The sequence below is a fragment of the Salinisphaera japonica YTM-1 genome (assembly GCF_003788585.1).
Classification (GTDB): domain Bacteria; phylum Pseudomonadota; class Gammaproteobacteria; order Nevskiales; family Salinisphaeraceae; genus Salinisphaera; species Salinisphaera japonica.
Map to the genome: position 1 here is coordinate 1 of NZ_AYKG01000008.1, position 26,296 is coordinate 26,296.

The 26,296-nt window shown below is 63.9% G+C and carries 19 protein-coding genes; 6 read left to right on the plus strand and 13 right to left on the minus strand.

What is annotated here, in order from left to right; all coding sequences use genetic code 11:
- Nucleotides 1-220, plus strand: a 220-nt coding sequence (locus SAJA_RS15215) for a hypothetical protein (protein WP_221180111.1), incomplete at its 5' end; no start/stop codon positions are given.
- Between the two features lie 67 nt (nucleotides 221-287).
- Nucleotides 288-1,007 carry an acireductone synthase gene (gene mtnC / locus SAJA_RS03560; RefSeq protein ID WP_123657287.1) on the plus strand — a complete coding sequence of 240 codons (720 nt, stop codon included), beginning with the start codon at nucleotides 288-290 and terminating at the stop codon, nucleotides 1,005-1,007.
- A gap of 15 nt (nucleotides 1,008-1,022) precedes the next feature.
- Here the strand turns inward: mtnC and mtnA are convergent, their stop codons facing one another.
- From mtnA to SAJA_RS03580, 4 genes are all read right to left on the minus strand, one after another.
- Nucleotides 1,023-2,057, minus strand: coding sequence for an S-methyl-5-thioribose-1-phosphate isomerase (gene mtnA / locus SAJA_RS03565; protein ID WP_123657288.1), 1,035 nt, complete (start codon nucleotides 2,055-2,057; stop codon nucleotides 1,023-1,025).
- Nucleotides 2,057-3,415, minus strand: a complete 1,359-nt coding sequence (locus SAJA_RS03570) for a phosphohexomutase domain-containing protein (protein WP_123657289.1) — start codon at nucleotides 3,413-3,415, stop codon at nucleotides 2,057-2,059. The genes mtnA and SAJA_RS03570 overlap by 1 nt, the downstream gene beginning before the upstream one ends.
- Nucleotides 3,416-3,443: 28 nt before the next feature.
- On the minus strand, nucleotides 3,444-4,880 hold the full coding sequence (locus tag SAJA_RS03575; RefSeq protein WP_184999732.1) for a mannose-1-phosphate guanylyltransferase/mannose-6-phosphate isomerase: 1,437 nt from the start codon (nucleotides 4,878-4,880) through the stop codon (nucleotides 3,444-3,446).
- Between the two features lie 107 nt (nucleotides 4,881-4,987).
- On the minus strand, nucleotides 4,988-5,641 hold the full coding sequence (locus SAJA_RS03580) for a thiol:disulfide interchange protein DsbA/DsbL (RefSeq protein ID WP_184999727.1): 654 nt from the start codon (nucleotides 5,639-5,641) through the stop codon (nucleotides 4,988-4,990).
- 148 nt (nucleotides 5,642-5,789) lie between these two features.
- Between SAJA_RS03580 and yihA the strand changes: the two genes are divergently transcribed.
- Complete coding sequence (gene yihA / locus SAJA_RS03585; RefSeq protein WP_245963216.1) at nucleotides 5,790-6,413, plus strand: ribosome biogenesis GTP-binding protein YihA/YsxC; 624 nt, start codon at nucleotides 5,790-5,792, stop codon at nucleotides 6,411-6,413.
- Between the two features lie 1,204 nt (nucleotides 6,414-7,617).
- On the opposite strand, the gene polA is transcribed toward yihA, so the two are convergent.
- From polA to SAJA_RS03610, 5 genes are all read right to left on the minus strand, one after another.
- Nucleotides 7,618-10,317 carry a DNA polymerase I gene (gene polA / locus SAJA_RS03590; RefSeq protein ID WP_123657292.1) on the minus strand — a complete coding sequence of 900 codons (2,700 nt, stop codon included), beginning with the start codon at nucleotides 10,315-10,317 and terminating at the stop codon, nucleotides 7,618-7,620.
- Nucleotides 10,318-11,128: 811 nt separating this feature from the next.
- The gene (gene lysA, locus SAJA_RS03595) at nucleotides 11,129-12,391 is read right to left on the minus strand and encodes a diaminopimelate decarboxylase (RefSeq protein ID WP_123657293.1); all 1,263 of its coding nucleotides are present in this window, start codon (nucleotides 12,389-12,391) and stop codon (nucleotides 11,129-11,131) included.
- 6 nt (nucleotides 12,392-12,397) lie between these two features.
- The gene (lptM, locus tag SAJA_RS03600) at nucleotides 12,398-12,655 is read right to left on the minus strand and encodes an LPS translocon maturation chaperone LptM (protein ID WP_123657294.1); all 258 of its coding nucleotides are present in this window, start codon (nucleotides 12,653-12,655) and stop codon (nucleotides 12,398-12,400) included.
- A 47-nt stretch (nucleotides 12,656-12,702) separates the two neighbouring features.
- A complete protein-coding gene (gene fghA, locus SAJA_RS03605; protein WP_123657295.1) occupies nucleotides 12,703-13,551 on the minus strand; it encodes an S-formylglutathione hydrolase in 849 nt (282 codons plus the stop codon).
- Between the two features lie 13 nt (nucleotides 13,552-13,564).
- Nucleotides 13,565-14,674, minus strand: a complete 1,110-nt coding sequence (locus SAJA_RS03610) for an S-(hydroxymethyl)glutathione dehydrogenase/class III alcohol dehydrogenase (RefSeq protein ID WP_123657296.1) — start codon at nucleotides 14,672-14,674, stop codon at nucleotides 13,565-13,567.
- Nucleotides 14,675-14,844: 170 nt separating this feature from the next.
- On the opposite strand from SAJA_RS03610, the gene SAJA_RS03615 reads away from it, so the two are divergent.
- Together SAJA_RS03615 and SAJA_RS03620 are read left to right on the plus strand one after the other, a co-directional pair.
- The gene (locus SAJA_RS03615) at nucleotides 14,845-15,507 is read left to right on the plus strand and encodes an alpha/beta hydrolase (RefSeq protein WP_123657297.1); all 663 of its coding nucleotides are present in this window, start codon (nucleotides 14,845-14,847) and stop codon (nucleotides 15,505-15,507) included.
- Between the two features lie 3 nt (nucleotides 15,508-15,510).
- Nucleotides 15,511-16,068, plus strand: coding sequence for a DedA family protein (locus tag SAJA_RS03620; RefSeq protein WP_123657298.1), 558 nt, complete (start codon nucleotides 15,511-15,513; stop codon nucleotides 16,066-16,068).
- A gap of 359 nt (nucleotides 16,069-16,427) precedes the next feature.
- On the opposite strand, the gene SAJA_RS03625 is transcribed toward SAJA_RS03620, so the two are convergent.
- On the minus strand, nucleotides 16,428-20,309 hold the full coding sequence (locus SAJA_RS03625; protein WP_123657299.1) for a translocation/assembly module TamB domain-containing protein: 3,882 nt from the start codon (nucleotides 20,307-20,309) through the stop codon (nucleotides 16,428-16,430).
- A complete protein-coding gene (locus SAJA_RS03630; protein ID WP_123657300.1) occupies nucleotides 20,306-22,186 on the minus strand; it encodes an autotransporter assembly complex protein TamA in 1,881 nt (626 codons plus the stop codon). Before SAJA_RS03630 ends, SAJA_RS03625 begins: the two co-directional genes overlap by 4 nt.
- 256 nt (nucleotides 22,187-22,442) lie before the next feature.
- Between SAJA_RS03630 and SAJA_RS03635 the strand changes: the two genes are divergently transcribed.
- The gene (locus SAJA_RS03635) at nucleotides 22,443-23,567 is read left to right on the plus strand and encodes an FAD-dependent oxidoreductase (RefSeq protein WP_184999729.1); all 1,125 of its coding nucleotides are present in this window, start codon (nucleotides 22,443-22,445) and stop codon (nucleotides 23,565-23,567) included.
- Here SAJA_RS03635 and SAJA_RS03640 read toward each other — a convergent pair.
- Nucleotides 23,564-25,498: an alpha/beta hydrolase family protein gene (locus tag SAJA_RS03640; protein WP_123657302.1), complete on the minus strand. Its 1,935-nt coding sequence runs from the start codon at nucleotides 25,496-25,498 to the stop codon at nucleotides 23,564-23,566. The genes SAJA_RS03635 and SAJA_RS03640 overlap by 4 nt on opposite strands.
- Nucleotides 25,495-26,280 (minus strand): NRDE family protein, encoded by a 786-nt coding sequence (locus SAJA_RS03645; protein WP_123657303.1) that lies wholly within the window; start codon nucleotides 26,278-26,280, stop codon nucleotides 25,495-25,497. The genes SAJA_RS03640 and SAJA_RS03645 overlap by 4 nt, the downstream gene beginning before the upstream one ends.
- Between the last annotated feature and the right edge of the window lie 16 nt (nucleotides 26,281-26,296).

Genomic DNA, 26,296 nt, shown 5'->3' on the forward strand with positions numbered 1-26,296 from the left:
GATTTCGAACACCCAGAAAAACCATCTAAATAGTCGGTCTCGCTGGCCTCGTAACGCTTTGTTTGGCCTCGCCGTTGCCGGCGTTTGTGGCCTCGCTGCGTTGCGAGAGATGTGTATTCTAGGGATTCAATCTCACGGGTCAACAGGTTTCTGTGAAAAAGTTGGCCGCGGCCGTCTCCAAGGCTTAAAACAAGCCGGCTTTTGGGCGATCGACGCGTGATGGCGCCCGGGCTTGTCACCTGGGCTAGCATGCATTGGTACCTCAACTGCCCTGCCCTGATAACGCTATGTATCTTGAAGGCTCTCTCTCCCCGGAAATCATTGCCATCGTTGTCGATATCGAGGGCACGCTCTCGGACGCGCGATTCACTGCCGATGTGCTGGTGCCCTACGCCGAGGCACACTTCGCGGAATGGCTGACACGCCATCGTCACACCCCGGAAGTCGCGGCAGCGGTGGATGTCTTCTGCCAGGCGGTGGATGAGCCAGACGCTGACGATGACCGTATCATCGAACTGGCCGAGGCCAGCCTGGCCCAGGGCGAGGCGGTTCCCTCGCTGGCCGAACTCGTGCGCCTGGTCTGGCTGGACGGCTATCGCAGTGGTGCACTTGAAGGCCATGTCTACCCGGACGCGGTCGTCAAGCTCCAGGGCTGGGCCGAAGATCATCGCGCCTTGTACACGTTCTCGGCGTCGGCGGCCTACGATCAGCGTCTATTGCTGGGTTACGGCGACCACGGCGATCTGACCGATCTGTTCTCCGGGTTTTTCGACCCCCGTACCGGCAAGAAGACCAACGCCGACAGCTATACCCGGATTGCCAGGACGCTGGGCGAAGTGCCGGCGGTGCTGTTGTTCGTCTCTGATCGCGCCGGCGAGTTGAATGCGGCCAAGCGTGCCGGATTTCAGACCTGTTGGATTGCGCGCGACGAGGCCACACAGGAAAAAGCGTATAACCAGCAGGATCACCCCGTGGTTGAAACCTTTGAAGGGATCGAGCTGGTATAACGCGAGGCGCCGGGGTCAGCCGAAGGCGCCCCCGCCGGCATCAAGCGCACCGCCGGCCACGTCGGTCCGGTCGAAGACATCGATATCCAGTATCCAGCTATCAATCAGCTCGGCCGGCGTGATGTCGAAGGCCGGGTTGTAGACCGGCGCATCGATCGGCGCCCAACGCAGAGCGCCGGCAGCCCCGGCCACACCCTGCACTTCGGCGGGGCTGCGTTGCTCGATCTCGATGGCTGAGCCGTCGTCGCATTCAGGATCAAGCGTGGTGTACGGCGCGGCCACTTCGAAACGCGCGCCGTGATATCGCGCGGCCACGGCTAAACCATAAGTGCCGATCTTGTTGGCGGTATCGCCATTGGCCGCAATACGATCAGCGCCGACAATCACCCGATCGATCCGGTGCGTGGCCATGACGGCCGCGGCCATGCTGTCGCTGATCAATGTGTAGGGAATGCCCAGCCGGCCCAGCTCCCAGGCCGTGAGCCGGCCGCCCTGCAGGAGCGGCCGGGTTTCGTTGACCCACACATGGATCGCCTTGTCCTGCTCGTGCGCGCGTCGGATCACGCCCAGTGCGGTACCGATCCCGGCAGTGGCCAGCGCCCCGGTATTGCAATGGGTCATGATCTGCTCGCCGTGGGCGATACGGGTCGCACCGTTATCGGCGATCGCCTCGCAGAGCATGGCATCCCGATCGGCCAGAGACTCAGCGGTTTCGATCAGCCCAGCCGGGCCATTGCGTTCGAGTGCCGCGGCCAGCCGGTCCATCGCGAACATGAGATTGACCGCCGTGGGACGGGCATCACGCAGCCGGGCCAGATCATCGGCCAGGCTGTCGGCACCCGCTCCGGCGCTGGCTTTCGTGGCCAGAAACAGCGCTGCGGCAATACCGATCATCGGCGCACCGCGTACTTTCAGGCCATGAATGGCCTCGATCATGGCCTGGGTATCGGCGATCGTCAGCCACTGTTCGGTGTGGGGCAGCTGGGTCTGGTCGATCAGCTGTAGCGTATCGTTGCTGATCTTCAGACCGATTCCGTCGCGGGCTTCCATCAGGCGGTGCCACCGATACGGGCCAACAACTCATCGGTCTTGTCCTCCATCAGCGCACGATCCCCGCGGGATTCCACGTTCAGGCGAATGACCGGCTCGGTGTTGGACTTGCGCAGATTGAATCGCCAGGCGCCGAAATCCATCGACAGGCCGTCGACATAATCCACTGTCTGGGCATCGGACTGATACGCGGCTTCCAGATCCGCGACGACCGCGTCGGCATCGCCGACCTTGCGATTGATCTCGCCCGAGGCCGGAAAGGCCGCGATGCGTTCTTCGACCAGCGTAGACAGGCGCTTGCCGGACTCCGAAACCAGCTGCGCCAGCACCAGCCAGGGCAGATGCCCGTTGTCGGCATAGGAAAACGCACGGAAATAATGATGCGCGCTCATTTCGCCGCCATAGAGCGCATCGTTGTCGCGCATGACCTGCTTCATGAATGAATGCCCGGATTTGGACTCGACAGCGCGCCCGCCAGCCGCAGCCACCTGATCCAGCGTATTCCAGGTCAGACGCGGGTCGTGGACGATCGCCTCGCCCGGGTTCATCTCCAACAGCTTGGCCGCGATCAGGCCCACGATGTAATAGCCCTCGATGAAGGCCCCGGTCTCGTCGAAGAAGAAACAGCGATCAAAATCCCCGTCCCAGGCCACACCGAAATCCGCGCCGCTTATGCGCACCTGCTCGGCGGTGGCCTCTCGGTTTTCCACCAGCAGCGGGTTGGGCACACCGTTGGGCAGCTCGCCGTCGGGCGTAAACTGCATGCGCACGATCTCGAACGGCAGGCGGGCGGCAAGCTTTTCAGCCACCAGGCCGGCACAGCCGTTGCCCGGATTGGCCACGATCTTGAGTGGCTTCATCTCGTCGGGCTTGATCTGGCCGAGCAGAAAATCGATGTAATCATCGCGCTGGTCCAACGGACGGCGCTGACCCGGCTCGGCAACGGTCACGACATCGCCGTCATGAACACGTCGCTCGATATCGCCCAGACCGGTATCGGCGGAGATCGGCTTGGCCGCCTCGCGCACGAACTTCAACCCGTTGTAATCCTTGGGGTTATGACTGGCCGTGACCATGATGCCGCCGTCGGCACCCTGCGAGAACACGCCGTAATAGACCTCTTCGGTGCCACACAGGCCGATATCCAATACGTCGGCGCCAGCGCTGTTCAGGCCCTCGATCAGCGCATCGGCCAGCTCGGGGCTGGATAGGCGCATATCCCGGCCCACCACCACCTGCTTGGCAGACAGCTCACTGGCGAAGGCCGCGCCGATGCGTCGCGCCAGATCGGCGTCCAGTTCGTCGGGCACCTTGGCGCGTACGTCGTAGGCCTTGAAGAAAGGATAGTACTGACCCATCGGCGGGCTCCTTGGAAACGAGGAAAACTTAAGTCGGTTCGGCGTCGTTGGTGTCGGCACGACCGTAGACATCGTCGTAGCGCACGATATCGTCCTCGCCGAGATAGCTGCCTGACTGCACCTCGATCAGATCGAGATCGACCTTGCCCGGGTTTTCCAGGCGATGCACGGCACCCAGCGGTAGATACGTGGACTGGTTCTCGGCCAACAGCATGACTTCGTCATCGCGCGTTACCCGTGCCGTACCGCGCACCACCACCCAGTGCTCGGCCCGATGATGATGCGACTGCAACGACAGCCGCCCGCCGGGCGTCACGCGGATGTGCTTGACCTGGTAGCGCGGCCCGGCCGCGATCTGCTGATAACTCCCCCAGGGGCGATACGCCTTGCGGTGTTCGGTGGCCTCGGCGCGGCCGGCCGCCTCCAGGCGTGCCACGAGCTGCTTGATGTCCTGCTCGCGCGAACGATCAGCCACCAGTACGGCGTCAGCCGTTTCCACCACAACCTGGTTATCGATGCCCAGCGTGACGACGAGCCGGCTCTCGCTGTAGGCCACGGTATCGCGGGTGGCCTCCAGCCAGCAGTCGCCGATCGTGGTATTGCCCTGTTCATCGTACCCGCGGGCACGGGCGACCGCGCTCCAGCTGCCCAGATCCGACCACGCCGTGGCCAGCTCGACCATCACCGCACGATCGGTACGCTCCATCACCGCGTAGTCGATCGAATCCGCGGCCAGCGCTTCGAACGGCTCGGCGGCCAGGCGCACGAAGTCGATATCCCGGGTCGAGCCGGCAAACGCCTGGGCCACGCCGGCATCGATGTCCGGCGCATAAGCGCCCAACAGCGTCAGGTAATCACGGGCACGAAAGACGAACATCCCGCTGTTCCAGAAATGATCGGGCGCGTTGGCCAGCGCCCGCGCCTGCTCGGCGCCGGGCTTTTCGACGAACGCATCCACATGGCGCAGGCCATCAGCCTGGCGTTCGCCGGCCCGGATATAGCCATACCCGGTCTCTGGCCGATCCGGGCTGACGCCGAATAGCGCCAGCTGCCCATGGCGCGTGGCATGACGGGCGCTGGCCAGCGCGGCCACGAACGCCTGGTTATCGGCCACGGCATGATCGGTGGGCAACAACAACAGCTCGGCGTCCTCGCCGTACTGCTCCAGCGCCAGCCGGGCGGCCGCGGCAGCCGCGGCGGCCGTACCGCGCGGCGCCGGCTCGAGGATGATCGGCCCGGTATGGCCGGCCTGCTGCATTTGCTCGGCGATCATGAACCGATGGGCTTCACTGCCCACCGCCATGACCGGGCCCAGCTCATCCAGGCTCGCCAGACGATCCAGGGTCTCCACGAGCAGTGATTTTTCTGTATCGATCAACGACAGAAACTGCTTCGGCCGGCTCGAGCGCGATGCCGGCCATAGCCGCGTGCCCAGGCCACCGGCCAACAACACCGGAATCAACATAGACAAAGACACCTGGACGTGATGAGTAGAGACACGTTCGACTGCTGGGCACTACCGATACAGCGCATCATACCGATCCGAGCAACACGGCCGATGACCGGTCGCCGTCAGGCGCCGTCCGGTTCGCCGCCGTCGCGCGTCTGCTCGATCAGATAATCCACGACGTCGAGCATGCGATCGTTATCGCCGGCCAGCCGCCCGCTGACCCAGTATTGCTCACCGACCGACAGGCTCGGCACCGCTGTCACCTGGAATCGTTTCATGCGCGCGGCCACGGATCGGATCTTGGCCTCGACCGCCTCGCTGTCGTAGGCCTTGTCGAACGCCTTGCCGTCCACGCCGTGCGCGATCATGAACTTGCGCTGTGCGGGCCGCGTTGCCAACGGCCGGCCTTGTTCGTGAATCGCGGTGAAGATCGCCTCGTGCAGGCGATCGGTTACGCCCAGTGCCTGCTCGGTGTAATACAGACGTGCATAAGCCGCCCCGCCCTGGCCGAACAGGACCGGTACGCGCTCGAACCGGATGTTCGGATGCGCCTTGACCCACTTGGCCAGCTCGGGATCGAAGTGATAGCAGTGCGGGCAGGTATACAAGAAAAACTCGGTCACCTGTACCGGCTCGTCGGCGTCACGCTGAGGGGCGCTCTCGACGACACGATAATCCTCACCGGGCACATAGCGGGTCACCAACGACTGGCCCATCGCCAGACTCGTCGTGCCCAAGAGGCCGATAAGACACACCACACTCAACCATCGCCGCATTACGCCTACTCCTGTCGGGGCTTGCTCGTTCAAGGCGCTACAATAGCAAGGCTTGCCCGCTCGAGCGGACAACAGCCACGGACCGCCGGCAATTGCTGCCCTGTGCGTGAGCAATCGCGCGACCCAATTCTTCTGTGAGCCCTGTTTCATGGCCGAACTCACCGTTCAAGATTTCAAGACCATGCGGTTTCTGCTCTCCGCGCCTCATCTATCCGCCCTGCCGAGCGACGGCGCGCCAGAGATCGCTTTTGCCGGGCGCTCAAACGCCGGCAAGTCGAGTGCGATCAACACCCTGTGTCAGCAGAAAGCGCTGGCCCGAACCAGCAAGACACCGGGCCGCACCCAGGCCATCAACTTCTTCGATAACGGGTATCTGCGTTTCGCTGACCTACCCGGCTACGGCTTTGCCCGGGTACCGCCCAAGGTCAAGGCACAATGGGGCGCGCTCATCGAGGGCTATCTCGCCAAGCGCGACGCGCTGGCCGGGATCGTTCTGATCATGGATGCGCGCCGGCCGCTGCTGGATTTCGACCAGCAGATGATCCATTGGGGCGGCGAGTATGGCCTGTCGTTTCATCTGCTGTTGACCAAGGCCGACAAGCTGTCGCGCAACCAACAGGTCAACACCCTGCGTGAGGCAGAAAAAGCGGTCGAGGGCGCCAGCGTGAGCCTGTTCTCGGCCACCAAGGGCCTTGGCGTGGATGACGCCCGGGCCGCCATCGGCGCCCTGCTGCCCGACACCTCGGACAGCGCAGCCGATACGCGTATCTGAGCCCGGCATCCGAGCGTGTCGACGCTCATCGACCCAAACCGACCTTTCGTCGGCTGATCAGGGGGTTGGCGTCGACGCCGGCATAAAGCTGTGCGATAAAGAGCTCAGCTAGAAACGCTCAGGGAACCGGTCGAAACGACCAAAAAAAGAAGCTCCGACGACGGGGGGAACGCCGCCGGAGCTGATTGTCCGGCTTGGGGGAGACCGAACCGTTACCGCTCAGGGAGAAAAGCGGGCAAGCGCGTTGCTTGCATAGGGTAAGACGTCTCACCGGGCGACAAGTTCCAGATTTTTTCAAAAAAAATCTGGATCCGGCCGATCAGCCGCTTGAACACAGGTGCGAACGCTCGTCGGGGGATGGGCTAATCGCAATATTCAAGGCTGATTCAGCGCCAGCGTCCTGCTCGAACGCCAGGTGGACGCCGGGGAACGAGCGGGCAAAAAAATGCCCCGACGATCGGGGGAAATCGTCAGGGCAGATCCGGTCAGGGAAAACCGGATTGACCGCTCAGGGAGAAAAGCGGGCAAGCACGTCGCCTGCATAGGGTGAGACGCCGGTTCGAACGACAAGTTCCAGATTTTTTCAAAAAAAATCCGGGAGCGGTCGGTGATGGCCTTAGACACAGGTGCGAACGCCCGTCGGGGGATGGGCCGATCGCAATACCCAGGGCCGACTTTAGGGCCGATTTCAGGGCCAGGCTAGGGCCAGCGTCTTGCTCGAACACCGGGCCAGCGCAACGAGCGGGCAAAAAAATGCCCCGACGATCGGGGGAAATCGTCGGGGCGGATCCGGTCGGGGAAACCGGATTGACCGCTCAGGGAGAAAAGCGGGCAGATCTCGCAACCTGCATAAGGTCAGACCGGGGGTTCGGCTTGAAGTTCCGCCGGTTGCGAAATTTTTTGAAAAAAATTTTCGTGCATCAATGGCAGAACGAAAATGCCTGCCGATACAACGGCCTATAAAAGAAAACCCCGGCGGTAGGGGGAAGTACCGTCGGGGCAAGTATCCGATTTCTTGGGGAAAACCGGATGGGGGTTACCGCTCAGGGAGAAAAGCGGGCAAGCAACCGAATGCTTACGAACTATCAGACCGAGCCGTTGGGCAGAGGTTCCGGCTTTTTCGTAATTTTTTTTAAAAGCCGTAACGCGTTGTTTTCCCGCGCTTCAACAGCCAGGGGCCACGGGCGGTAGCGCTTTAGCTCGATCAGTGGGCCTCTTGCCAGTTATCGGCCACACCGGCCTCGGCCAGCAGCGGCACATCCAGCGTGGCAACCGCGCCCATACGCTGGGCGATTTCCTGTCCCAGCGTCTCGGCCCGATCGGCCGGTACTTCAAAGACCAGTTCGTCGTGCACCTGCATGACCATGCGGATATCGGTTGCCGACTCGGCAAGCCAGGCATCGATGGCGATCATTGCCTTCTTGATTAGATCCGCGGCCGTGCCCTGAAGCGGGGCGTTGATGGCCGTACGCTCGGCGTACTGCCGGCGCGAGGCGTTCTTGGCGTTGATTTCCGGCAGATACAGCCGGCGCCCGAACAGGGTCTCGACATAGCCCTGGGCCTTGGCCGCCTTGCGAGTGTTGTCCATGAACTTGGCCACGCCGGCAAAGCGCTCGAAAAACTTATTGATATAGGCTCCGGCCTCTTCGCGTGACGTCTCCAGCTGCTTGGCCAGGCCGTATGAGGACATGCCATACATCAGCCCGAAGTTGATGGCCTTGGCGGCCCGCCGCTGATCGGCCGTGACGGCCGCCAGCGGCGTGTCGAAGACCTCGGCGGCCGTGGCCGAGTGGATATCGCGATCCTCGTTGAAGGCCGCCAACAGGCCCGGATCACCCGAGAGATGCGCCATGATGCGCAGCTCGATCTGGGAGTAGTCGACCGCCAGAATCTTTGTGCCCGGCGTGGCGATGAAGGCCTGACGGATCCGCCGGCCGGCCTCGGTGCGGATCGGGATGTTCTGCAGGTTGGGGTCCGACGAAGACAGCCGCCCCGTGGCGGCCACGGCCTGGTGATAGCTGGTATGAATCCGCCCGGTGGCCGGGTTGATCAACGTGGGCAGCTTTTCGGCATAGGTCGAGCGCAGCTTGGACAGCTCGCGCCAGGCCACGATGAGCGCGGGCAGCTCGTGTTGATCGGCCAGCTCGCGCAGCACGTCTTCGGCGGTCGAGGGCGCGCCCTTGGGTGTCTTGCGGATGACCGGCAGCTCGAGCTGATCGAACAGGATGGTCTTCAACTGCGTGGGCGAGCCCAGGTTGAACTCACTGCCCGCGGCGGTGAAGGCCTCGGCCTGAATCTCGTCCATGCGCGTGGCCATCTCGCCCGAGACACGAGCCAGCATATCGGCATCGACCAGCACGCCGTTGGCCTCCACGCGGGCCAGCACCGGCATCAACGGCATCTCGATCTCTTCATAGAGCGCGCGCAGTGAGCCAATCTCTGCCAGGCGGCCGTACAACAGCTCGTGGAGCTGGAGCGTGATATCGGCATCCTCGGCGGCATACGGCGTGGCTTCTTCCAGCGCCACCTGATTGAAGCCGACCTGCTTGGCGCCCTTGCCGGCCACCTCCTCGAACTTGGTGGTCGTACGATTCAGATATTTCTGGGCCAGCGAATCCATGTCGTGGCGCGTGGCCGTGGAATCCAGCACATAGGATTCCAGCATGGTGTCGTGATCGGCCCCGCGCACCTGGATGTCGTAACGCGCCAGTACGTTGATGTCGTACTTGATGTGCTGGCCCAGCTTGGCGATGGCCGGGTCTTCCAGCACCGGCTTGATACGTTCGAGCACGGTGGCCATGGGTAGTTGCTCGGGCGCGCCGATATAATCGTGGGCCACCGGCACATACCAGGCCTCGCCCGGTGTGACCGCGAACGACAGGCCGACGAGCCCGGCCTGCATGGCCGAGAGCGCATCGGTTTCGGTATCCACGCAGATCAATGAGGCCGTTTCCAGCCTGGCCATCATGGCCTCGAGCCCGGCTTCGTCCAGCACGCTCTGGTAGTTCGTCTCGATCGGGGCCGCGGCCACGTTATCGTCGGTCGCGGCCGGTTCGTCCATCTCGTCGAGCAGCTTGTAGAACTCGTAGCGTCGATAAAGTGCCACCAACGCGTCTTCGTCGACGGGCGTGCGGGTCAGTTTCTGGCCGGCCTCGCCCAGCTCCAGGGCCGTGCGGATCGTGACCAGATCCTGGTAGAGCGGCAGATCATCCAGGGCGGCCCGCAGGTTGTCGGCCACCTTGCCGCCGATATCGTCGGCGTGTGCGATCACGCCGGCCAGATCGCCGTATTTCTCGATCCATTTGGCTGCGGTCTTGGGCCCGACCTTGGGCACGCCGGGCACGTTGTCCGAGGTGTCGCCCACCAGGGCCAGATAATCGGTGATGCGCTCGGGGGGCACGCCGAACTTCTCGTTCACACGGGCCACGTCCGTGCGCTTGTCCTGCATGGTGTCCAGGAGCACCACACGATCATTGACCAGCTGGGCCATGTCCTTGTCGCCGGTGACAACGATCACCGGGCCGGGCTCGGCCACCGCCAGCGTGCCGATCACGTCATCGGCCTCGACGCCGTCGACCTGCAGGATCGGCAGGCCGAGTGCGGTGATCACATCCTGAATGCCCTGAAACTGATCGTTGAGATCCGGCGGCACCGGCGGACGATTGGCCTTGTAATCGGCAAACAGCTCGTTGCGAAACGTCGGGCCCCGCGGGTCGAAGACCACCACGATGCGATCCGAGTCGTAGTCGCGCAGAAACTTGCGCAGCATGTTGGTCATGCCATAGATCGCGCCGGTCGGCTCACCGTTACCGTTGGTGAGCGGGGGCAGCACGTGATACGCGCGATACAGCCAGGACGAGCCGTCGATGAGAATCAGCGGGCCGTGGGCGTTGGAATCAGGCATGACAAAGGCATCGTCGGCAAGCAATGCCCGCTACTGTAAGAGCGCGCCGGGTTCGGGTCTATCGCTGGAGCTTCGTTCTTTGGGGCTATCCGCAGATTTCGCAGATTGCACAGATGGGCGGTTGGGGCTGTGAGGCGTAGGCGGGTGCAGGGCGCCTTCTGCCTTATGCGCCCAACTTAGGCGCCTTGAAGACATTTATCCGCAGATGAACGCCGATATACGCAGACGGCAAACGGCGTCTGCCTCGTAGCGACGGCCGGGCGCCACGGCTTTTGGCGCTGTCGTTTCAAGGTGAACATGGGCGTTGGAAAGCAACGCCGGCCATTAGGCAGGCTTCGTTCTTCAAGGACTATCCGCAGATTTCACAGATTGCACAGATGGGCGGTTAAGCCTGTGAGGCGCCGATTGATGCGTGGCGCTTTCTGTCTTGTGCGCTCGGCTTAGGCGCCTTGAAGACATTTATCCGCAGATGGACGCCGATATACGCAGATGGCGGACGGCGTTTGCGTCGTAGAGACTGCCGGGCGCCACGGCTTTTTGCGCTATCGGTTCGGATTCGAAGTTTTTTCATCATTGCGGCTCAACCGAAGCGCACCTTTCGCCCAAAGCGCCCCGCGCCATCACCGCCCCACAGGATTAACCGCCCATCTGCGTTTATCGGCGTCCATCTGCGGATAAAAATGCTTTGAAAAGCCCGAGCAGAGCTTCGATGCGACGAGGCGCCCGGTGCTTTTTGCGCCTCGTGCCCAGACCGCCAATCTGTGCAATCTGCGAAATCTGCGGATAACCGTCTTAAAGAACACCCACCCAACTAGAACGAAGAAAGACGCCGCTCGCCGCGCATGAGGTCGGCCATGGTTTCGCGGGCACGGACTTCGTGCACGTCGCGGCCGGTCACGATGACTTCGGCCGCACGCGGGCGGGCGTTGTAGTTGGAGGCCATGGCAAAGCCGTAGGCGCCGGCGCTGCGCACGGCCAAGAGATCGCCCTGGGCGATGGCCAGTTCGCGGCCCTGGCCGAGAAAGTCGGCGGTTTCACAGACCGGGCCCACGATATCCCAGGCCCGTGGTGTGGCCGCAGGCTGTTCGTCGACGGTCACGATACGGTGCCAGCCGTCGTAAAGCGCGGGGCGGATGAGATCGTTCATCGCGCCGTCGACCACGGCGAAATGCTTGTCGGCGCTGTCCTGGCCGGGCTTCAAGTGCAGCACACGGGTGAGCAGCACCCCGGCGTTGGCCACCAGTACACGCCCGGGCTCGAAGATGAGTTTCAGATCGCGCCCGGCGACCAGCTCGCGGATGACTTCGGCATAGGCCGCCGGGCTCGGCGGGGTTTCGTCTTCGTAGGTGATGCCCAGGCCCCCGCCCACATCGATGTGTTCGAGCGTGATGCCGGCCTCGGCCAGGCGATCGATGAGCGCCAGGAGCCGTGTGACCGCATCCTTGAAAGGCGACAGATCGGTCAACTGCGAGCCGATATGACAATCCACGCCGATAACATTCAGCCCGGCGCGCGTCGCGGCCTCGCGATAGAGGGCCTCGGCCTCATCCACGGCGATCCCGAACTTGTTCTCTTTCAGGCCGGTCGAGATATAAGGATGCGTCTTGGCATCCACATCCGGGTTCACGCGCAGCGAGATCGGCGCGCGCGCGCCACGCGCCTGGGCGATGGCATCGATGCGATCCAGCTCCGAGGCCGACTCGACGTTGAAACAGGCGATGCCCACGTCCAATGCCCGCGCGATTTCATCGTCGCGCTTGCCCACGCCGGAGAACACGACCTTGGCCGGATCGCCGCCGGCGGTGATCACTCGCTCGAGCTCGCCCACGGAGACGATATCGAAGCCGCTGCCCAGATCGGCCAGCAGGCCGAGTACGCCGAGATTGCCGTTGGCCTTCACCGCATAGCAGATCTCGTGATCGATGCCGGCCAGGGCCTCGGTGAAAACCCGATAATGGCGCGTCAGCGTCGCCGCGCTATAGACATAGGTGGGCGTGCCGAAACGGGCCGCGATATCGGCCAGCGGCACGTCTTCGACGGCCAGCGCGCCTTGCTGATAATTGAAATGATCCATGCAGCCCTAGTTATCGTCGTCGGCAGCCGTATCGGCCGGCCCGTCGCTGGCGGACTCCCCGGACATATCCGAGGGCTCGTCCGTGGTCTTGGCTTCGACGGGAGACGCCAGCGGCGCATCCGCGTCGTCGTCGAGCAACGGGGTCGCCGGATTGGGGTTTTCGCCAGGCAGGAACAGCTCGCCCTTCTGGCCGCAGCCGACCAGAACCGTACCCGCGCCGGCAAGCGCGAGTACGACCCAAGCGGTCATCAATCGTTTCGTCATGGCCGGCTCATCGAGAATTGAAGGCCGCCAGTGTAACCACTTGCCTGCTACGCGCCCAGATGACGGGCCAGAAAACGCAGGTGATCCTCGATGAACGAGGCGATGAAGAAATAGCTGTGGTCATAGCCCTTGCGCCGATTGACCTCGAGCCGCGCACCGGTTTGCCTGGCGGCCGCTTCCAGCTGCTCCGGGGCCAGCTGTTCGTCGAGGAATCCGTCGGCCAGGCCCTGCTCCAGACGAATCGGCGGCAAGGCCTTCGGATTGTTCGCCGCGTGCATCAGTGCCGTGGCGTCATAGTCAAGCCAGGCCTGTTTGTCATCGCCCAGGTAGGTCGAGAACGCTTTCTCGCCCCAGGACACGGCACTCGGCGCGCAGATGGCCGAGAACGCCGAGATCGCGGCAAAACGATCCGGATTGCGCAGGCCGATGACCAGCGCACCGTGGCCGCCCATCGAATGCCCGGCGATCGCCTCACGCGCCAGATCCAGCTGATCAGCGAACCCCTCGGCCAGAACCTGCGGCAACTCGTGGGTGACGTAGTCGTACATCTGATAATGCCGGGACCACGGCGCGGCTGTGGCGTTGACGTAGAAGCCCGCGCCCTGGCCCAGATCATAGGCCGCGTCGTCGGCGATATCGTCACCGCGCGGGCTGGTATCGGGGGCCACGATGGCAATCCCCAGGTCAGCCGCGATTTCCTGGGCACCGGCCTTGTTGGGAAAGTTCTCGTCGGTACAGGTCAGCCCCGACAGCCAATAGACCACCGGCACGATCGCGGTCTCGGCCGCTGGCGGCAGATACAACGAAAACGTCATGTCACAGCCACAGACCTTGGAGGCATGAGTATGACGCTGCTGCCAGCCGCCGAATGATTTGTGCTCGTCGATCTTTTCCATTGTCTGTGCCCTGCTAGAAATGCAGCACCGAGCGGATCGCCTTGCCTTCATGCAACAGGTCGAAGGCTTCGTTGATCTGCTCGAACTTCAGGTCATGGGTGACGAAATCATCGATATTGATATCGCCGGACATATAGCGGCCCACATAATCAGGCAGCTCCGTGCGCCCTTTCACCCCGCCGAAGGCGGAACCACGCCACACGCGGCCGGTAACCAGCTGGAAAGGCCGGGTCTCAATGGTCTCACCGGCACCGGCCACGCCGATGATGGTCGACTCGCCCCAGCCCTTGTGACAGCACTCCAGCGCGCTGCGCATGACCTCGGTATTGCCGATGCACTCGAAGGAATGCTCGACCCCGCCATCGGTCATGTCGACGATGACCGCCTGAATCGGATCGTCATAGTCCTTGGGATTGACGCACTCGGTCGCGCCCAGCTGCTTGGCGAACTCGAACTTGGACGGGTTCAGATCGATACCGATGATGCGATTGGCTCCCGCCATCTTCGCGCCCTGGATCACCGACAGACCGATCGCGCCCAGGCCAAAGACCGCGACGTTGTCGCCCGGCTGGACCTTGGCCGTGTTGTAGACCGCGCCGATGCCGGTGGTGATGCCACAGCCCAGCAGGCAAACCTTATCCAGCGGTGCCTCGGGGCTGATCTTGGCCAGCGAGACCTCGGAAACCACCGTGTACTCGCTAAACGTCGACGTGCCCATGTAGTGATAGAGCATCTCGCCGTTCTTCGAGAACCGGCTGGTGCCGTCGGGCATGACACCCTGACCCTGGGTTTCGCGGACCGCGCCACACAGATTGGTCTTGCCGGACTTACAAAACTTGCACTCGCCACACTCGGCCGTATACAGCGGAATCACGTGATCACCCGGCTTGACCGACGTGACCCCGGGGCCCACGTCCTCGACCACGCCGCCGCCTTCGTGACCCAGAATACGCGGGAAAAAACCTTCCGGATCAGCCCCGGACAGCGTGTAGGCATCGGTATGACACACACCGGTGGCCACGATGCGCACCAAGACCTCGCCGGCCTTGGGCCCGGCGACCTCGATTTCTTCGACCGACAAGGGCTTGCCGGCCTCCCAGGCAATGGCAGCGCGTGATTTCATGACCTGACTCCTTGACTGTTGGGCCGCGCGATCCGTTGCCGGCCGCGCGCTCATGATGCGTCACACTGTACCATAGACACACTCGCATGCGTGCTTGACTAGGGCCTGTTGCAAGAGGCTGCGGTGCTGTCCAGACTTCGGCCCTCCTTTCCCTGCCCCGCGGTTCTTCAATGCTCGACTGTGTCGAAATCGACTCGCCCGCCACCGCCAATGCCTGTGTGATCTGGCTTCACGGCCTGGGCGCCGATGGCAACGACTTTGTGCCGATCGTGCCCGAGCTGGGCCTGGGCGAGGCGCACACGGTGCGTTTCGTTTTTCCCAACGCCCCCAGCCGGCCGGTGACCGTGAACAACGGCATGGCCATGCCGGCCTGGTATGACATCAAGGGCGTGGATATCGCCGACAAGCAGGACGCGGACGGCATCGCCGCCACTGCCAACCAGATCAACGAACTCATCGCGCGCGAGATCCAGGCCGGAATCAAGCCCGAGCGCATCGTGCTGGCCGGCTTTTCCCAGGGCGGGGCCATCGCCCTGCACGTGGGTCTACGCCAGCACGCGCGGCTGGCCGGGGTGATGGCGCTGTCGACCTACCTGCCGCTGCATGATCGTCTGGCCGACGAGGCCGCGGCCGAAAGCGCGGATGTGGCGATCTTCATGGCCCATGGCACGGAAGACCCCGTGGTGCCGATCACCCTGGGCCAGACCAGCCGGGATCAGCTCGAGACCGCCGGCTACCATGTGGCCTGGCACGAATACCCAATGGCGCACCAGGTCTGTCTGCCCGAGATCGCCACCATTGGCCGCTGGCTGCGTGAGCGTCTGGCTGTCTGATCGATGGTCGATAGCCTGTCGCAACTGATTGCCCAGTATGGCTATCTGGCGATCGCCGCCGGTTGTTTCTTCGAGGGCGAAACGGCGGTACTGCTGGGCATGGTGGCCGCACACAAGAGCATTTTGGTGCCCGTCCTGGTCTGGCTGGCCGCCACACTCGGCACGATCGCCGGCGACAATATCTGGTTTCATGTCGGCAAGCGCATGGGCCGCCCGGCACTTGCTCGACGCCCGCATTGGCATGCCAGGGCCACACGCGTGGAAGCGCTTCTGGAGCGTTACGGCGCGCTGATCATGATCGGCTTCCGGTTTCTGTATGCCATGCGCTCGGTTACGCCATTCGTGCTGGGTTCGCTGGGCGTATCGGCCTGGCGGTTCTTGTTTTACGACGTGATCGGCACGCTGATCTGGTCAACCACCGTCAGCCTCGTGGCCTGGCATCTGGCGCATGCCGTGGACAAGGCGATCGCTCATATCCATAACATCGAGCAGCTGGCACTGGTCGGGGTGATCATCGCGATCGCAATCGGTGGCCTGGTTTATTACCTGCGCCGACGCTAGGGCGTGTTGCCGTTTCATACGATTCTGCGCCAAGCGCTCCATGACATCGACTATGGGCGGCAAGACGAGGCATAGCCCATCTAGCGTGTCCTTCTGCGCAAGGGGCTAGAACGCAGGATTGCCAACACGTCTTTAATTTTCGGGCGCTTATCCCACAGGGTTGGGCCGCCCGTAAAATTGAAGATGGGCGCCGTGGCGCTGGCGAGTCTTGAACGTGGCACAGCCAGAGCCGCGAGTCGCGCCTTGCAGGACACGCCGCGGACTCTCGACGAAAGCGGCACTCGTATGAAACGGCAATAGGCCGTCGGACCGCACACATCGCCGGCCGAGCCCGCGATGTGTGCATCAGGGCCCGGTTCTTACCGATCGAACGTCCAGATGATATCGCCGCCGGTCGCCTGGCCGCTGGACGAGGTCTCCAGCGCCCAGTGTGAGGACAGGCTATAGCGCATCGACACAGTCGAGACCTGATCGAACAGGCCCAGCCCGTAGCTGACGTATAGCCGCGGTGACAGATAACGCCCCACGGTGAGTGCGGTCTCACTCGAGGACTCGCCGGCCCCGGCGCCCAGACCCACATCCACGCCCAGCTTGTCGCCGATGTTCTGCAGCACCTGGTTGCCCTTGGACGAGCCCAGCGCCAGAGCTGCCCGCGCCACCAGGCTGGATTGTTGGCCGCTGGTCTGGTCCAGCGCGCGCCCCAGCAGCAGCCAGGACAGCTGCTCGGACTGGGTCATGGTGGGGTCGGAAAACAAAGTCAGCTCGGGCGCGGTCAAGCTGCCGCGCACATGCACGCCCACGGTCACATCCGGGTCGGGATAACGCGCGGCACGGATATCCAGGCCCGGCTGGCTAACCGGCCCGCCGGCAAACAGAATCTTGCCGGACTGGATATCCAGGCTCTGGCCGTAGGCTCTGTACGAGCCGTCCACGATATTGATCGCCCCGGTGCCGGTCGGGTTGGCATCACCCGGGTTCTGTACCACACGCAGGTTGCCCTGCAGATTGGCTTTCAGGCCGAACGCCTCGATGCGCACGTCATCGCCCAGGATCACGTTCACGTTGGCTGCGATCGCCCGTGCCACGGCATCGGTGGTCTTGTTCTCATCGGTGACCATGACCTGATCGGACGACACGGTCGTCACCCCGCTTTCGGGCAGATCCTTGGGCGTGATCGCGGCCTCGGGAATCGTGACCGAGCCCGTGACAGACACCTTGTCCGGGGTGACCGATACGTTCAGATCGGGGCTGACATAAGCCGTGGCATCAGGAATATTGGCCACCTGGAACCGATCGCCGGTGATGGCCAGCTCGACCGTCTGCCCGCTTTCCTCCAGCCCGATCTGGCCGTCGGCCGACAGCGTGCCGCCACCGGAGGTCGCCCGTGCGGTGATGCCGATCGCGTTACCCCGGCCGTTGGCCGCCAGCGACACGTCGGTCAGCGTGAGGCCCGGGGTGACCAGTACGATCTTCGAGGCGTTCAGGCTGGCGTCCCCCAGCACGTTGGGCTTGGCCACGGTGCCGGAAAACGACAGATCGGCCGCCAGGCTGCCCTCGAAGCTATCCACCTCGGGCGACAGATCGGCCAGGATTCCCAGCGACTTGTTCAAGCGCAGGCTGCCATCCAGGCTGTGCTCGGTCAGCGGGGCCGCGCCCTCGGCGACCGAAACCCGGGCCTGCAGCCCGTCATCGCCGGCAAACGGCAGATCCACGCGGGCATCCACCCCGTTGTTGGCCATATTGGCCACGATGGACCCGGGCTGCATGACCAGCGCTTCGACCGTCTCGCCCGTGGGCGTGGTCACGGTCACGTTGCCGGCGGTTGTCGATAGATCCGCCTGAACGGTCGGCGCCCCGCCGGTCGGGATCCGAGCATCCACCGTACCCGAAATCGCACCGGTCACCGCCAGACCCTCAGGGAAATACGGCTTGGCATAGTCGTAGTTGAAGTTCGACAGATCGATCTTGGCGATACTGGTCTTGGCATCGTGGCTGCCGGTGATGCACAGCCGGGCATCGCCCGAGGTCAGACAGGCATCGTTGATCGACTGTGCCTCGGCCGATACCGCACCGCTGGCCGGGCCGGCCAGCGACCAGGGGGCCAGATCACCGTAGCCGGCGGTCAGCCGATTGAGCGTGAAACGCTCCTGGTAGGTCTTCTTGTTGAGCGAGCCGTTCAGGGCCAGATCGGCCGTGGCGATATCGCTGTCGAGATTCAACGACAGATCATGCCGCGCCGGCGTACCGTCGAGATTGAGCGTCACGCGACGGATATCCTGGCCGCCGGCGTTGATGCCATCGACGGCCAGATCCACGCGTGAGCGTGTGTTGCCCGACCAGTCGAGATCGGCATCCAGGCTGGCATGGGCCACCTTGTTGCCAAAGGCATCGATATCGTCGGCGGTGAGCGTGGCGTTGGCCACCGGGGCCTTCACACGGCCCTTGACCTGGCCTTCGGTATCCAGCCGGCCGGCCAGGCCCGGCATGATCGTGCCCAGATCGGTTGAGTGGATCGACCACTGGCCGTTGAGCGCGGCATCCGGTGTCCAGCCGAAGGTGCCCTTGACGTCGGCCGTGGCCGCGCCCGAGACCAGGTGCAGCGTTTCGACGTTGACGTGGTCGCCCAGATAGCGCGCGCGTGCGTTCAGATCCAGCGGCTGGCCACGCAGGGAGCCGTTGGCGGTGAGTTTGTTCACCGTGGCGGTCAAGGCCTCGCCCTCGGGCTGCTTGGCGCTCACGTCGGCCACGAGATTGAAATCACCCGGCACGTCGGCCACCACGGCGCCGGGGTTGATGTGCTGGCCTTCGACGTGGGCAGTGACGTCCAGGCTCGGCGCCCAACGCGCATCGGCGTTGGCCCGGATCGTGCCCGGCCCGCCGTCGACGGTCAGCTGGGCCAGCTTGAAGGCCTCGGTACTGCCCGAGCCTTGGGCGGCCAGCGTGCCCGCGGTCTGGCCGACCACCTGCCAATCCAGGCGCGTGTCCAGATCGTAATCCGACAGGGCGCCCTGGAGTGCCAGGCGGCCTTTCTTGGATTTGTACTGGGGCGTGGCCGACAGCGGCCAGCCCAAGTTCTTCCAGTCTACGGTCACGTCCATGGCGTTGCCTTCAGCCAAGGCGACGTCCCCGTTGGCCACGAGCTGGCCGTTAGTGGCCGGCACGCCGATCTTCAACGCCTGGATCGTGACCTGGCTGGGCGTATAGCGCACCCCGCCGTCCAGCGTGGCACGGCCGTAATCGGCGCTATCGACGTCGGCGTCCAGATTCACACCCAGATCGTCGATGGGGCCCTTGGCGCTGACGTCAGCGTTGGCGGTCAGCACCGGCAGGGAATCGGCGATCTTTTTCGTCTGTAGATCATCGACCTGAACACGGGCATCCACGGCCAGTGCCGTGAGTGCATTGGTCACGTGGCCGGTCACCGCCAGGTTATAGGGCGCGGCCACCCCGATATCCAGCGCCAGATCGTCCAGGCTGCCCTGGATATCGGCGCGTGCATCGATCGGCGCATAGTCCGGCAGGCGCAGCTTGGCGGTGGCGTGCAGATTGGTGGCATAGCCACCGCGCGGCGTGACCCCGGCCCGGGCGTCGATATCGAAAAGCGGCCCGTGGCCGGTCAGGGATTTGATCTGCCACTGGGCCTCGTCCAGACGCGCGCCTTCCAGTGCCACGCGATCAACCTTGAGCGGCTCGGCCTCGGGGGCCGTGATGGCCGTGACGTTGGCCACCGACAGCCGATCGACGATGACCGTCACCGGCAGGTCGATGGCATCCGGCAAGGAGAACGGCTCACCGGCCGGCTCTTCCGGCTTGGGCTCGCTTTCCTTGAGAACCTCGTAGTCCACCTGGTTCACGTCCAGATGTTTCACGTGGACCGTCCGGTGCCAGATGGCCGAGAAGTCCATATCGAAATCGATCGAGCCGACATGGGCGGTCATCGCATCCGTGGTGTAGTCCACACCGGCCACATGCAGCGGGCCGATGAGCTTACCCTCGAGGCGATCGATATGGATCATCTCCGGCAAGAACCGATTGGCCTGGTGCCAGGCGAACGCGGTGCCGCTGTTGGTGCCACCGATCCAGGCGATCAGCCCGATCAGCACGACCAGTAACACCAGCAGGACGATCAGCAGCCATTTGCAGAACCGACCGAAGCGGCCCAACCAGCGACGCGACGCGCTCTTCGGCTTGTCTGTCTTCTTGGCCGCCGGCTTGTTCGGCGTGTTGTCGGGCTGGCTCACAGATCCGGTCCCAGGCTGAAGTGAATCGCGAAATCGCCGCCGGCGTCATCCAGCGGATGGGCCACGTCCAGGCGAACCATGCCGACCGGCGAACCATAGCGAAAGCCCACGCCCACGCCTTTTTTCAACGCATAGTCGCTGACCGAGTTGACCACGTCGCCCGCGTCAAAGAAGGTCGCCACGCCAAACTTCTTGTAGAAGAACCAGTCGCCCTCGATATTGAAGGTCGCGACATAGCGCCCGCCGATATCCTCGTTGTCGTCGTTGGTCGGCGAAATCGACTGATAGCTGTAACCGCGCACGCTCTGTGCGCCGCCGGCAAAGAAACGCTGGCTGGGCGGCACATCCTCGAAATTGTCGGTGCCGATCGCGCCCAGGCGCCCGCGTGTGACCAGGCGCGTGCTGTCGGTGATCGGCAATACCGCGGCCCCGTTGAGCTCGGCCGAGATCATGTTGGTCGACGAGGCCAGCGCCTCGGCCGCACCGTGGACATCAGCCGAGGCACTCACGCCCTTGCGGGTAAACAGAAGATCGTCGGCCTTCTGCAGGGTTATGTTGTAGCCGGGGTAAAGCAGAATACTGTTGCGATTGCCATCGCCCAGGTCATAGAACTCTTGCTGGAAGCGCAGATAAGCGCGCTTGCGGCCCAGCTGCCAGCCGGTATCTCGCACCACGCCCACGCCGTAGTAGGTCGAGGTGATATCGCCGAACTGCTCGTTGTTGATCGTGCCCGTGAACGAGAGTTTGTCCTTGGCCACGTTTTCGATCGGAATATCGTAGGCGGCCTGCAACGAACGCTGGATCTGTGAGACACGGGTATCCAGGCGGAACTGATGCCCCTGACGGTTGAGATGACGAAACGTCACGCCGGCGCCCACGCGCGGGCCGGTGTCGGTCCCGTAGCCGGCGGAGAACTTGTAACTCTGGCCCTTGCTCGGCTGGGCCGTCACGGTCACCGGAATACGCAGCTGGCCGATGGATTCCAACGGATCGCTCGGCGGATAGATCAGATCATAGAACCAGGCGTTTTCGGACAGTTTGCGCTGGGCCCGGGCACGCTCGGCGTCGATCTCGATCTGGCTGTAGTAGTCGCTGTCGTTGAGAACCAGCTGTAGATCGATGAGCTCTTGTGCGCTGTAGGGCTGGCCCTGGCTGAACGGCACGAAGCGCTGCACGAAGTCATCAGCCAGCAGATCCTGCTTGAAGGTGACCGGGCCAAAGTAATACCGCTCGCCCGTATCCAGCACCAGATCGATCTCGGCGCGTTTTTCTTCCGGATCCACACGAATGGCCGAGGCGCTGAACTTGGCGTCCAGATAGCCGGCGTTATAGACCGCGTTGAACATCGCGCTCTTGGTGGCGGTATAACGCGACTGCACCAGCCGCTGTCCGGTGGCCAGCTCAGTGTCGCGCATCGCACTTTGCAGGGCCGACAGTTCGTCGCCGGGGCCACGGGCGGCGATATTCAGGGCCCGAATCTTCGTGGCCGGGCCTTTCTTGACCGTGAAGCGCGCCTGCCAGGTATCGGCATCGCCCGTGGGGGGCGTGAGTTCGGTGTCGATCTCGGGCGCGTAGTAACCGTAGGGGGCCAGTGCCTGCTTGATCTCCTTGGGCGCCAGACGATAAAGCGTCTGGATGCGCGCGCCGCTCCAGGTGTCCTCGTGTTTGGCAGCCACCGACAAAGATTTGCGCGCGTTGGTGCGCAACGGATTATCGATACCGGAAATCTCGACCGTTACCGTATCGGCCAGCACCGGGCCGGCCCAGGCGAGTGCGGCGACCAGCGAGCCCGTGGTCAATAATCCGGTGGCCCAGCACTTGCAGGCGCGCGTATGTTGCTTGTCCGTCAAACGATCGAAACCCGTGTCTGCTGGCATCTGGTCGAAATACGCTCGGCGACATCCCGCCGAGTCAACCACCCCAGCGTATCGCACAAGAGGTGGGTTGCCGTGCTACAGGCGCACTGGCATGTATTTTTGGTTCTGCATATCTCTTGTTTAACACGATTGCGGCCCGCGCCGAACACACATTTGTCTTGCCCATGTGTTTTCAATGGCCGCCGGGCGGCGTATGCCTCAACGCGCGATAATACGCGGCCCCGGCCGCTTCATTTTCATCCAGGGCAGAACAATCATGACGCATATCGTGTTGATCGGTGCCGGCCATACACATGTCGGCGTGCTACGGGCCTATGCCGCCAACGGCGCGCCTGATGCACGCATCACTCTCGTCTCACCGCATCCGCGGCTTTATTACTCGGGCATGCTCCCGGCCCACGTGGCCGGGCATTACAGCCGGGCCGAACTGGCGATCGAGGCCGGCGGCCTGCTGGCACAGCTGGGAGCCACGTTCATCAGCACGCACGTGACCGGTTTTGACGGCACCACGCTGACCCTGGCCGACGGGCAGCGGCTCGCCGGGGATATCGTCTCTTTTGATATCGGCACCGCCCCGGGCGCACTGGCTAAAGACCATCCTGAGCGGGTGATTCCGGTCAAACCGGTCGAGGCGCTGCTGGCCGGCCTGGCGCGTTTCGAGCACGGGCTGGATCAGGACGATCAGGCGCGTCGCCTGGCTGTTGTCGGCGGCGGCGCGGGCGGGGTGGAGCTGATGCTGTCGCTGGCTTATCGCTATGGCGGGCGCTCTGATCGCCCGGCGCTGGATCTGGTGGCACGCAGCGGCGTGATGGCCGGCGTGCCGGAGCGGGTGCGTCGCGCACTCTCGCATGCGCTGGATCGGGCCGGCGTCAACGTCATCACCGGGCGCGGCGTGGTGGATCTGGACGACACGGGCCTGATTCTGGACGACGACACCCACCAGCCGGCCGACTGCGTGATCGCGGCCACCGGGGCCCGGGCGCCGGCCTGGCTGGCGGACACGCCCCTGGCCCTGCACGACGATGGTTTCATCGCCTGTGACTGGCATCTGCGCTCGCGCTCACACCGCCATGTCTTTGCCGCCGGCGACGTCATCGCCCTGCCCGAGCCACGGCCGAAATCCGGTGTCTATGCCGTACGCCAGATCTCGGTGCTGGCCGATAACCTGGCGCGCGCGGCCTCGGCGCGTGCCCTTGTCGATTTCAAGGCGCCCCGGACCGCTCTGGCGCTCATCTCGCTGGGCGAGCGGCGTGCGCTTGCCCTGCGCGGACGCCTGAGCCTGCCGCCGTCGCGTCTGCTCTGGCAGATCAAGGACCGGATCGACCGTCGCTTCGTGGCCCGCCACGATCGGCCCGCGGGCGATGCGCCCGAGACCGGCTAACCGCCGCCGTCGAAGTTCTCGATGGTCAGGGGCTCCAGATCATCGACTTCTGCAATGCCCAGCACACGGGTATAGAACGTTCGCTCGGCCTCGATGGCAGTCATGATGTTGTCGGCATCGCGGAATCCGTGACGCTCGGACTCGAAGGCCACATAAGCCACGGCCACGCCGGATTCGCGTAGTGCCGCGACCATCGATTCGGCCTGGTCGGGCGGCACGACCTTGTCGCGCATGCCCTGTAGAAACAATACCGGGCAAGACAGCTGCTCGGCGTGATACAGCGGCGAGCGTGCCTCCAGCGTGGCTGTATCCGTACCGATCAGCCGGTCCAGATAGCGCGACTCGAACTTGTGGGTCGAGGCCAGCAGCCGTTTGAGATCGCCGATGCCATAGTAGCTGGCCCCGGCCGCCGCCAGATCGGTGAAGGTCAGTACCGAAAGTACGGTATAACCGCCGGCACTGGAGCCAGAGATCAATACCCGATCAATATCGATACGATCGGCTTCGGCCAGATGCGCCACGCCGTACTCACAGTCAGCCACGTCGGCGATGCCCCAGGCGCCGGCCAGGGCCTGGCGATACGCTCGGCCGTAGCCGGTCGACCCGCGATAGTTCACATCCAGCACGGCATACCCGCGCGAGGTCCAATACTGGATACGCGCATCGAGCGCGGTATTGGTGGCCCCGGTCGGCCCACCGTGGCATTTGAGGATCACCGGCGGGCGCTCGGTCTCCGGCGCACCGTAGCTTTCGCTGACCGGCGCATAGAACAGGCCGTGCGCCTGGCTGCCGTCGGCCGTTGCCCAGCTCACGGATTCCGGGCGTGAGAGTGCGACATCCGCCGGCAGGGAATCGGCCGCCTGCAGGATCTCGGTCGAGCCGTCGGCGTGGAACAGGCGCACATGCTTGGCCCGTGCCGGGTTGGCCGCGACCACGGCCACGGCTTCATCCAGAGCCACGATCTGCTCATAGAAATCGAAATCCTGGCGCAGCGTTCGGAACCTGCCTGTTTCGCGATCAACCTCGCCGAGCTCCCAGATACCATCGTGGGTGGCCAGCGCGAACAGCCGCCCGCTGGCGGTGAAGGCATAGGTCGACTGGCCGAACACCCACTGCGGCACAGCGAACTCCGCGGCCTCGTTGGTCAGCCGCGCAAAGCCGCCGTCGGCCTGCTCGACGTGGATATTCCACCAGTTGTCGACGTCGGCCACGATATGCAGCACGCCGTCGGGGTCGAACACCGGGCCGAACAACGACACATCGTCCGGCTGCCAGAGCGGGGCCGCCGCCCCGATGGTGCCGTCATCGGCGATATCAGCGGCCCATAGCTCGGTCACGTCCCAGGGCATGTGGGGATGATTCCAGGCCAGCCAGACCAGGCGCTGTGAACCCGGCGACAGCCGGGGGCTGGCATAGAAATCATGGCCCTCGGCCAGGGTCTCGACCCGGCCATCACGATGTACGGCCACGAGGCGGGCGACCGGCTCGTGGGTGGCCTCGTCGAGGGTCTCGGCGATCGCGATCAGGCGGCCAAAGCGCCGATCGTATTGCAGATCGGCAAACCGCAGATCGGCCTCGACGTCGGTGATCGCGGCCAGCTCGCCTTCCGGGTCGCGCTGCCAGATCGCCTGATCCGAGCCGTTGACGAACCAGACAAACCCGCCGTGGGCGGCAATGGCCCCGCCGCCGTATTCGTAGACGCTGCTGGCGACGGACATCGGCGCATCGATGAGCGAGACCGGCGCACCGTCATCGTTGCGCACGATCGTGCTGCGCCCGCCCTCTTCCGGGCGCGCCTCGACCCAGAGCAGCGTGCCGCCGTCGTCGCCGGCGGTATCAACCGTCAGATCGGCGAACTTGCGGCCGGCGGCCGCGACATGGGCTGCGGAAATGGATGAGGGCCAGCTGCCATAGGCACGGATGGGTTTCATGTGGAACGTGTCTCGATGAGCCAGTTGTGTTGCACACGGTGCACGGCTTGCCCGGCAGGATCAAAACCGCGCTCGGTGAAATCGATATGCCCGGCCCGGTCCCGCCGGATAACGCTGGCGGCACGGGTGCCGTAGGTCGGGCTCTTGATGAACATGGCCGACAGGAAATGCTCGGCGTCGCGATCGATGCCGGTATCCGGCAGCTCAGCCACCGGAGCTCGGTCGGTATCGGCCAGAAGCGTCAGAAGCGTGTCTGCAGCGATCGTGTCATCGGCCAGGGATTGTTGCATGCGCTGGCGGGCTTTTTCGGTCTTGGGCCAGTGATCGCCCCATAAACCGTTGCTGATCGCCAGGACGCCGGGGGCAACAGCGCGCGGCGCGCTCCGGCCACGATTGGCCACGTGATAGAGCGCGTTCTGATCCCCAACCAACAGATTGAACGGGCCATAAGCAGCGCTGTTGTCGGCCACGTGCGCGGCCCAGGCCTGGGCCGACCAGTCGTCGGCGAAATAATCACGCACCAGGTCACCGCGCGAGCGAGGCGCTGGGCCAGCCGCGCCCGCTTGAGGATCCCGGATATTGGTCACCGCGGCGAACCGTCCGCGCTGGTCCGCCCCACACCATGCGCCCCCGGCTTTTTCATCACGCCCGGCGACCAGGCCCGGCGGATCGGCCCACACGTGGGCGGCACGCGTTGGCCGGGCATGGAATTCATCACGATTGGCTGCCAACAGCAGATCATGCGTGGCATGCGCCTGCCAGGCGACGACGATCAGACACATACGCCATGACTCGAAA